The 8,200-nt window shown below is 71.2% G+C and carries 8 protein-coding genes; 6 read left to right on the forward strand and 2 right to left on the reverse strand.

Features of this window, described 5'->3' with window-relative positions; all coding sequences use genetic code 11:
* Positions 1-36 precede the first annotated feature (36 nt).
* The 3 genes from AFL01nite_RS10940 to AFL01nite_RS15720 all read left to right on the forward strand — a co-directional run bounded on the left by AFL01nite_RS10940 (position 37) and on the right by AFL01nite_RS15720 (position 4,022).
* Positions 37-855: an SDR family NAD(P)-dependent oxidoreductase gene (locus AFL01nite_RS10940; protein WP_146827717.1), complete on the forward strand. Its 819-nt coding sequence runs from the start codon at positions 37-39 to the stop codon at positions 853-855.
* Entirely contained in the window at positions 852-2,348 is a 1,497-nt protein-coding gene (locus tag AFL01nite_RS10945) for a cytochrome P450 (protein WP_186813921.1), read from the forward strand. Before AFL01nite_RS10940 ends, AFL01nite_RS10945 begins: the two co-directional genes overlap by 4 nt.
* Positions 2,349-2,495: 147 nt before the next feature.
* The gene (locus tag AFL01nite_RS15720; protein WP_222593500.1) at positions 2,496-4,022 is read left to right on the forward strand and encodes a phage tail protein; all 1,527 of its coding nucleotides are present in this window, start codon (positions 2,496-2,498) and stop codon (positions 4,020-4,022) included.
* A gap of 8 nt (positions 4,023-4,030) precedes the next feature.
* Here AFL01nite_RS15720 and AFL01nite_RS10965 read toward each other — a convergent pair whose 3' ends face one another.
* Positions 4,031-4,582 (reverse strand): mismatch-specific DNA-glycosylase, encoded by a 552-nt coding sequence (locus AFL01nite_RS10965; protein ID WP_146827718.1) that lies wholly within the window; start codon positions 4,580-4,582, stop codon positions 4,031-4,033.
* 65 nt (positions 4,583-4,647) lie between these two features.
* On the opposite strand from AFL01nite_RS10965, the gene AFL01nite_RS10970 reads away from it, so the two are divergent.
* On the forward strand, positions 4,648-5,115 hold the full coding sequence (locus AFL01nite_RS10970) for a hypothetical protein (RefSeq protein WP_146827719.1): 468 nt from the start codon (positions 4,648-4,650) through the stop codon (positions 5,113-5,115).
* Positions 5,116-5,119: 4 nt separating this feature from the next.
* On the opposite strand, the gene msrA is transcribed toward AFL01nite_RS10970, so the two are convergent.
* Complete coding sequence (gene msrA / locus AFL01nite_RS10975) at positions 5,120-5,755, reverse strand: peptide-methionine (S)-S-oxide reductase MsrA (RefSeq protein WP_146827720.1); 636 nt, start codon at positions 5,753-5,755, stop codon at positions 5,120-5,122.
* A 49-nt stretch (positions 5,756-5,804) separates the two neighbouring features.
* Between msrA and AFL01nite_RS10980 the strand changes: the two genes are divergently transcribed.
* Both AFL01nite_RS10980 and ilvA read left to right on the forward strand, forming a co-directional pair.
* Complete coding sequence (locus tag AFL01nite_RS10980) at positions 5,805-6,944, forward strand: AI-2E family transporter (protein ID WP_146827721.1); 1,140 nt, start codon at positions 5,805-5,807, stop codon at positions 6,942-6,944.
* A gap of 9 nt (positions 6,945-6,953) precedes the next feature.
* The gene (gene ilvA / locus AFL01nite_RS10985) at positions 6,954-8,144 is read left to right on the forward strand and encodes a threonine ammonia-lyase (RefSeq protein ID WP_146827722.1); all 1,191 of its coding nucleotides are present in this window, start codon (positions 6,954-6,956) and stop codon (positions 8,142-8,144) included.
* The last annotated feature ends 56 nt before the right edge of the window (positions 8,145-8,200 follow it).

The following is an 8,200-nucleotide window of genomic DNA, read 5'->3' on the forward strand; positions in this document are numbered from 1 at the left end:
CCGCTTTCCGGATACTCTCGGTATCCGGAGGTGGGTATGACGTACTTCACAGGCAAGGTCGCCGTCGTCACGGGCGCAGGATCCGGCATCGGCCGCGCTCTCGCACTGGAGCTGGTGCAGCGGGGAGCCCGCGTGGCGATCAGCGACGTGGACGCCCACGGGCTGGCCGAGACCGAGCACCAGGTCGCGGCGGCCGGGGGAGAGGTCCGGGCCGACCACCTCGACGTCACCGAGCGCGAGCGGGTCCTGGCGTACGCCGCCGATCTCGTCGCGCACTTCGGCGCAGTCCACCAGATCTACAACAACGCGGGCATCGCCTTCACCGGCGACATCGAGGCGATGGACTTCAAGCACCTCGAGCGGGTGATGGACGTCGACTACTGGGGCGTCGTCAACGGCACCAAGGCGTTCCTGCCGCACCTGATCGCGTCCGGTGACGGGCACGTCGTCAACATCTCGAGCGTCTTCGGCATCATCTCGGTGCCCACCCAGGGCGCCTACAACGCCGCCAAGTTCGCCGTGCGCGGCTTCACCGAGGCACTGCGGATGGAGATGGTCTCGCGCGGCCGGCCGGTGAAGGTCACGTGCGTTCATCCCGGCGGCATCCGCACCAACGTCGCCCGCAACGCGGGATCGGTCGACTCGCTCGACCACGACGCGCTGGCCACCTCGTTCGACCGCGTCGCCCGCACCACCCCGCGCCGCGCCGCGGAGGTCATCCTGAACGGCGTCGAGAAGGGCAAGGCCCGCGTGCTGATCGGAGCCGACGCCCGGGTGATCGACCTCGTGGCCCGCGTCGCGGGGCCCCACTACCAACGACTCGTCGGCCGTTTCGCCGGGAAGGCCGGACTGTGAGCCTGCTGAAGGTCAAGAACGCGTGGAGCGGCCAGAAGTTCCCGCACCCGCCCGGCCGCGTTCCGTTCGCGTACGACGCGCTGAAGATGCGCACGGGCACGCCGATGGCGAACATCATGCGGATGGGCGACGACCTGGGCCCGCTGTTCGAGCTGCGGGTGTTCTCGCAGCGCTTCATGTTCGTCTCGGGTGCCGAGCTGATGGCCGAGCTCTGCGACGAGACCCGCTTCCACAAGAACCTGCCGCCGGCGGTGGCGGCCCTGCGCGAGTTCGTCGGCGACGCGCTCTTCACGGCCTTCGACGGCGAGCAGAACTGGCACACCGCGCACGGCGTGCTGATGCCCGCCTTCTCCAAGGCGGCGATGCGCAGCTATCACGACACGATGCTCGAGACCGCGGCGGAGATGTTCGCGGTGTGGGACGGCCTCGAGGGCCCGATCGACGTCACCGCCGACATGACCAAGCTGACGCTGGAGACGATCAGCCGCTGCGCCTTCAGTCGCGACTTCGGCTCGTTCACGTCGCGCGAGCGCCATCCGTTCGTCGACGCCATGGTCTCCGCCCTGACGACCGGGATGCAGAAGGGTGCGCTCGACTCGGTGCCCGGTGGCCAGCGGATCGCCCGCCGGATCGACGAGGAGAACGCGGAGCACCGCGCCTACGTCGACGACCTCATGGACACGATGGTGCGCGAACGCCGCCAGAGCGGCGAGCGCCAGGACGACCTGCTCGACCGGATGCTCTACGAGGCGCACCCCGAGACGGGCATCAAGCTCGACGACGAGAACATCCGCGAGCAGATCATGACGTTCCTCGTCGCCGGACACGAGACGACGTCGGGCGCGCTCAGCTTCGTCCTGTACTACCTGTCGCGCGACCCCAAGATCCTCGCGAAGGCCCACGCCGAGACCGACGCCCTGCTCGGCGACGACGTCGACGCCGAGCCGACCTTCGAGCAGGTGCCGCGGTTCCGCTACCTGCGTCGCTGCCTCGACGAGGCGCTGCGGCTCTGGCCGACCGCGCCGGGCTTCGCGCGGTCGCCGCGCGAGACCACGACGATCGGTGCGGGCACCGAGTACGAGGCGGTCATGACGCCCGATGACTGGGCGCTCATCATCCTGCCGATGTCGCAGCGTGATCCCGCGGCCTGGGGCCCGACGGCCGACGAGTTCGATCCCGACCGCTTCCTGCCCGAGAACTCCAAGGGCCGGATGAAGAACGTGTACAAGCCGTTCGGCACGGGGGAGCGGGCCTGCATCGGCCGCCAGTTCGCGCTCCACGAGGCGATACTCGTGCTGGCCCGGCTGTTGCACCGGTACGACATCTCCGGCGATCCGGACTACGAGCTGAAGATCGACGAGCGGCTCACCATCGTGCCGCGAGGCTTCGAGCTGACGTTGACCCCGCGCACGCCGGGGGTGCCCGCGACCGTTCCACCGGTCGTCGACGTGGGCCCTGCCGAGGCGCCCGCGGAGTGCCCCGTCGCCCACTGAGCCACGGCACGGCGTGCGGTGTGACGTGGACCATCCAAGCAACTTGAGCAACTTCATCCCCACACGCTCTGTTTTCAGTACCCTTCCCGTGGCGGGCGCTCGGAGCGACCGGGATGTCGCCACGCCCTGACGCGATGGGAGGCAAGGATGACCCCCTTGCGGATGGTGCTGGCCTGCGGAGTGATGTCGGCGGCGGTCGGCGGTGGCGCGGCGCTCGTGACCACGTCCGTGTCGTCGAACGATGACGCGGTGCGCGTCGGCGCTCCGATGTACGGCTGCATGGACGTCGGTGCCGGATCGCTCACGCTCTCCGACACGTCGGGCGTGTGTGCTGACGGCCTCGTGCCGGTGACGTGGAAGGACGCATCCGACGGAGCCGCTGGCGCGGACGGCTCCGATGGGTCCGACGGCGATGACGGCTCCGATGGCGTGGACGGCGTGGACGGCGCAAACGGCGCGGATGGCTCCGACGGGGCTGAAGGCGCGAAGGGCGACAAGGGCGACGCCGGCGCGGCTGGCGCCAAGGGTGACCCGGGTGCGGATGGTCCCGCGGGCGTGAAGGGTGACGCGGGCGCGAAGGGCGACACCGGAGCCGCTGGGGCCAAGGGTGACCGGGGCGCCGATGGTGCCGCCGGCGCGAAGGGCGACAGGGGAGATACCGGCGCGGCCGGCGCGAATGGCGACACCGGAGCCAGGGGCGACAAGGGCGACAAGGGCGACACCGGAGCTGTCGGCGCCGCGGGCGCGAAGGGCGATACCGGAGCCAAGGGCGACAAGGGCGATACCGGCGCGAAGGGCGACAAGGGAGATACGGGAGCTGTGGGCGCCGCGGGCGCGAAGGGCGATGCCGGAGCCAAGGGCGATACCGGTGACACCGGCGCGAAGGGCGACAAGGGCGACACCGGAGCTGTGGGCGCCGCGGGCGCGAAGGGCGATGCCGGAGCCAAGGGCGACAAGGGCGACACCGGAGCTGTCGGCGCCGCGGGCGCGAAGGGTGACAAGGGCGATCAGGGCGACGTGCCGTGGAGCGCGGTCGCGGCGTGGGACGCGGGAACGACCTACAGCGCCGGACCGCCGTCGTCGGTCGTGACGCGTGCCGGCAGCACCTACGTGGCGGCGCGATCGTCGGTCGCCTCCGACCCCGCGACCAACCCGTCGGACTGGATCCTCATCGCAGCCGCCGGAGTCAAGGGCGACAAGGGAGACAAGGGCGATCAGGGTGCGGCGGGCGCGGACGGCGCCGCGGGTCAGGCGGGCGCCGTCGGCGCCACCGGTGAGACCGGAGCGACAGGTCCTCAGGGTCCGGTCGGACCAGCCGGCCCGACCGGCCCGACCGGCCCGACCGGCCCGATGGGTCCGATGGGCCCGCAAGGTCTGCCCGGCAACTCGCTGTTGGCGAACCAGTTCGGCAACACCGCGGGGACCAACCGCAGTTTTGAAGCACCGTACGACTGCATGCTGGGCGAACTCCGCCTGTCGGCGCAACCGTTGGGCGTCCCGGCCGATGGACGGCTGCTCTCCATCGCTCAGAACTCGGCGCTCTACTCCTTGTACGGGACGACCTTCGGAGGCGACGGCGTGACGAGCTTCGCGGTCCCGAACCTCCGAGCCGTGACCCCGAACGGGCTGCACTACGCCGTCTGCGACCAAGGGGTGTACCCCCAGTCGAACTGAGGGTCTGCTCAGGCGGTGAACAGTCCCGCAGCGACCGCCGCCCCGCGGTAGGCCACGGCCAGCGAGTCGACCGTCTCGTGTGCGTTCAGCCCGCTCGGGTTCGGCACGACCCACACCTGGGCACCCTCCAGGTCGTCGGGCTGGCGACCCGGACGGGCGGTCCGGTGGCCGAACGCCGTCCGGTAGGACGTGATGCCGGCGATCGCGACCACCCGCGGCCCCCGGGTACGCACGAGCTCGGCCAGGCGCGCGCGGCCGGCCACCAGCTCGACCGGGTCGAGTTCGTCAGCGCGGGCGGAGGCTCGCGCCACCAGATTGGTGATGCCGACGCCCCGGGCGCGCAGCTGCTCGGCGGCGTCGGCCGGGTCGTCGGTGTCGACCAGCCCGGCACGCACGAGGGCCGGGTAGAAGCGGTTGCCGCGCCGGGCGAAGTGCAGACCGGTGGCCGCGCTGACGAGTCCGGGGTTGATGCCGACGAACAACAGCCGCAGGTCGTCAGGTATCAGGTCGGGGATGGTGCGGCCGGCGAACGACTCCAGCTCCGCCCGCGTCCAGCTCATGGATCCAGTCTGCCGGAATGGATGGATCGGCACCGGCCACGGTTCGCACCGTCCAGAATGTGCCGATGAGCGATTCGCTGGTGGTGATCCCGTACACGGCCGAGCTCCTCGCGGGCTTCCTGCGGGACCAGGGCATCGAGCCACCGGAGAGGGAGGGCCACCCGGCCGCGCCGGCCGAGGTCGAGCGTGTCCTGCGTGAGGCGGACTGGCCCTTCGTGCACAACGGCCCGAGCGGCGCGGACGACGGGTGGGCGGTGATGTGCGAGCAGCGCGAGGGCCGCTGGCCCCCGCTGCAGGAGATCACCCAGGCCGACGACGGCGTCCTGGGCTTCCGGCTCGGGCCGCTCTACGGACCCTTCCACGTGGCGCGCGAGGTGTCACGGACGTGTGGACCGCAGGTGGCCGTCGAGAGCGGCGGTGCCCGCGCGGCGGTGGTCACGCCCGACGCGACCTACGAAGAGTTCCATCTGGCTCTCTACGAGACCCCGGCGCCCGCCGACGGCGAGGACCGGGAGTGGTCCCCGCCGCGTTGATCGATCAGGCGTAGCGGACGCCGGTGGCGTGCAGCGGGCAGTAGCCGAACGGGTTCTTCACGAGGTACTGCTGGTGCTCGACCTCGGCGTAGTAGTAGGCGTCGAGCGGCCGGATCTGCGTGGTGATCTCGCCGTACCCGTGGGCCGTCATCTGCTGCTGGTACGCCTCGCGCGACGCCTCGGCCTCGGCCTGCTGCTCGGGCGTGGTGGTGAGGATGACCGAGCGGTAGTTGGAGCCGCGGTCGTTGCCCTGGCGCATGCCCTGCGTCGGGTCGTGGTTCTCCCAGAACACCTTGAGCAGGTCGGCGTAGCTGATGATCGAGGGGTCGAAGACGACGCGCACGACCTCGGCGTGACCGGTGCGACCGGTGCACACCTCCTCGTACGTGGGGTTCGGGGTGTGGCCGCCGGCGTAGCCGACGGAGGTGGACCAGACGCCGGGCTGCTCCCAGAACGTCTTCTCCTCACCCCAGAAGCACCCGAGTCCGAACACCGCGACGCCGAAGCCGTCAGGGCCGTCGGTCTCGATCGGGTTGCCCGTCACCAGGTGCCGGTCGCCGACCTCGAACGGGCGGGTGTCACGGCCGGGCAGGGCCGTCTCGGGGGTGGGGAGCGTCGCCTTGTCGAATCCGAATCGCATGTCGTCGTCAACGCCGTGCGGCCCCGGAGTGTTCCCGTAGCCTCGGAGCGTGAGCAACGAGACGCCGCGCGGCGCCGGTCGGTACGAGGTCCCCATCGGGATCGAGATCGCGGCGGCGTGGGCCTGGCGGATCGTCATCATCGGTGCCGCCTGCTACGTCCTGGCCCTGACGCTGGGCCACTTCTCCGAGGTCACCATCCCGGTGGCCGTGGCGCTGCTGCTGGCGGCGCTGACGATCGGCTCCGTGGAGTGGCTCGTGCGCCACGGAGTGCCGCGGGTCCTGGCGTCGCTCGGCGTGGTGCTGGCGCTCCTGGCGTCGCTCGTGGGCCTGCTCGGCCTGGTCGGCCAGCAGCTCTCCACCCAGTTCAACGACCTGCGCGAGAGCGTCGTCGAGGGCATCGACAAGCTGCAGGACTGGGCACGTACCGGTCCGCTCAACCTCTCCGACCGCCAGCTCGACGTGTGGGTCGAGCGGATCCAGGACGCCATCTCCGGCGGCGACCAGGAGGTCGTCAACCAGGCCACCGAGGTCGGCTCCCAGATCGGCCACTTCGTCGCGGGGTTCTTCATCGCCCTGTTCGCGCTGTTCTTCTTCCTCTACGAGGGCGAGCGGATCTGGTCGTGGGTCGTGCAGCTGTTCCCGCGTGCCTCGCGCGAGAAGGTGACGTCCTCCGGCCGCGCCGCCTGGGGCTCGCTGACCGCGTTCGTCCGGGCCACCGTGCTCGTCGCGCTCGTCGACGCGATCGGCATCGCGGCCGTCGCCCTGATCCTGCAGGTGCCGCTGGCCGCGGCGATCGGCGTGCTGGTGTTCCTCGGCGCCTTCGTGCCGATCGTCGGCGCCCTGGTCTCCGGCATGGTGGCGGTGCTCGTGGCCCTCGTGGCGCACGGCCCGGTCACCGCCCTGCTGATGCTGGCCGGCGTCGTTGCGATCCAGCAGCTGGAGTCGCACGTCCTGCAGCCGTTCCTCATGGGTGCGATCGTGGCGCTCCATCCGCTGGCGATCCTGCTGGCGATCACGGCCGGCCTGGTCGTGGCCGGTGTCGTGGGCGCGCTGCTCTCCGTGCCGTTCGCTGCCTGCCTCAACAGCGTCGTGAGGCACCTGGCCCAGGGGGAGCCACCCGACACCGACGGCCTGCTCGGCGAGGAGTCACGCGACTTCGGCGACGACCCGCCACCGTCGACGGCCTAGGCTGAGCACGTGGACCTCCACGACGCGCGCGAGGCGCGCAACCTGCTGCAGGGCGTCAGCGAAGTCACCCCGCTGACGCATTCGCGCTGGCTCGAGGCGCTCACCGGCCGCGACGTTCACCTCAAGTGCGAGAACCTCCAGCGCGCGGGATCGTTCAAGATCCGCGGCGCCTACACGCGCATCGCCCGCCTCTCGGACGAGGAGCGCTCACGCGGCGTGGTCGCAGCCAGCGCCGGCAACCATGCGCAGGGCGTCGCGCTCGCGGCCAAGCAGCTCGGCGCCGCCGCGACGATCTTCATGCCGCACGGCGCCGCCCTGCCGAAGGTGCAGGCCACGCGCGGCTACGGCGCCGAGGTGCGCTTCCACGGGTCGGGCGTCACCGAGGCGCTCGTCGCCGCCCAGGAGTTCGCCGACGAGACCGGCGCCACCTTGATCCACCCCTTCGACCATCCCGACATCGTCGCCGGACAGGCGACGGTCGGCCTCGAGATCGTCGAGCAGCTGCCCGAGGTGGCCACCATCCTCGTCCCGCTCGGCGGCGGGGGACTGACAGCGGGCATCGGCCTGCTGAAGTCCGAGCGGCCCGACCTGGTGATCGTGGGCGTGCAAGCCGAGGCGGCCGCGGCGTATCCCGACTCGCTCGCCGAGGGCATGCCCGTCTCGGCCGACCTCGGGTCGACGATGGCCGACGGCATCGCCGTGGCGCGGCCCGGCGACGTGCCGTTCGACCTGATTCGCGAGCACCTCGACGAGGTCATCACCGTCTCGGAGGAGTCGATGAGCCAGGCGCTCATCGGCCTGCTGGAGCGCGCCAAGCTGCTCGTCGAGCCCGCCGGCGCCGTGGGCGTCGCGGCGCTGCTGGAGCACCCGGATCGGTTCGACGGCCCGATCGTGCCGGTGCTGTCCGGCGGCAACATCGACGCCCTGCTGCTGCTGGAGGTGATCCGCCACGGCCTCGCGTCGGGCGGGCGGTTCCTCATGTTCCGGGTCCGGATCTCCGACCGTCCCGGCGAGCTGATGCGCCTGTTGACCGCCCTGGCCGAGATGGACGTCAACATCCTCAACGTGCACCACGACCGTGGCTCCGAGGCGCTGGGCGTGCGCGAGGTCGAGGTGGCGCTGCAGGTCGCCACCCGCGGCACCGAGCACCGCGCCGACGTGTGGAAGCGCCTCGTCGAGCTCGGCTACGCGCCTCGCTGAGCGCCACCGCCCCGCGAGTGGCGCAAAAAGGCCCGCCACTCGTCGAGTGGCGGGGG

The sequence above is a fragment of the Aeromicrobium flavum genome (assembly GCF_007992115.1).
GTDB lineage: Bacteria > Actinomycetota > Actinomycetes > Propionibacteriales > Nocardioidaceae > Aeromicrobium > Aeromicrobium flavum.

What these genes read in the sequence shown, in the direction of transcription:
- AFL01nite_RS10940 (WP_146827717.1), top strand. Translation starts at nt 37, where the DNA reads ATGACGTACTTCACAGGCAAGGTCGCCGTCGTCACGGGCGCAGGATCC.
- AFL01nite_RS15720 (WP_222593500.1), top strand. Translation starts at nt 2,496, where the DNA reads ATGACCCCCTTGCGGATGGTGCTGGCCTGCGGAGTGATGTCGGCGGCG.
- AFL01nite_RS10965 (WP_146827718.1), bottom strand. Translation starts at nt 4,582, where the DNA reads ATGAGCTGGACGCGGGCGGAGCTGGAGTCGTTCGCCGGCCGCACCATC.
- AFL01nite_RS10970 (WP_146827719.1), top strand. Translation starts at nt 4,648, where the DNA reads ATGAGCGATTCGCTGGTGGTGATCCCGTACACGGCCGAGCTCCTCGCG.
- msrA (WP_146827720.1), bottom strand. Translation starts at nt 5,755, where the DNA reads ATGCGATTCGGATTCGACAAGGCGACGCTCCCCACCCCCGAGACGGCC.